At 57.3% G+C, this 384-nt stretch carries 1 protein-coding gene; it reads left to right on the top strand.

The genetic code is table 11. The annotated features are described in order from the left end of the window. A partial coding sequence (locus ACNFOC_RS55875; RefSeq protein ID WP_416966507.1) for a heme biosynthesis HemY N-terminal domain-containing protein occupies positions 1-384 on the top strand: 384 nt, incomplete at both ends.

Below are 384 nucleotides of genomic sequence, written 5' to 3'. Positions count from 1 at the left end.
ACGGGCCTGGCGATCATATTGATTCTGGCGATGGTAGTGCTGTTTGCCATTGAGTGGCTACTGCGGCGGATCTGCCGCACTGGCGCGCACACCCGTGGGTGGTTTGTCGGACGTAAGCGTCGCCGTGCACGTAAGCAGACCGAACAGGCGCTGCTGAAACTGGCGGAAGGCGATTATCAGCAAGTTGAAAAGCTGATGGCGAAAAATGCCGATCACGCTGAACAACCGGTGGTGAACTATCTACTGGCAGCCGAAGCCGCGCAACAACGTGGTGATGAAGCACGCGCCAACCAACATCTGGAACGCGCAGCGGAGCTGGCCGGCAATGACACCATTCCGGTAGAAATCACCCGTGTACGTCTGCAACTGGCCCGTAATGAAAAC

Origin of the sequence: Streptomyces colwelliae, from assembly GCF_048158785.1 — a bacterium.
In the GTDB taxonomy this organism is placed as follows: Bacteria; Actinomycetota; Actinomycetes; order Streptomycetales; family Streptomycetaceae; genus Streptomyces.
The sequence above is the reverse complement of the archived record's forward strand: the minus strand, read 5'-3'. Positions and strand labels throughout refer to the sequence as shown.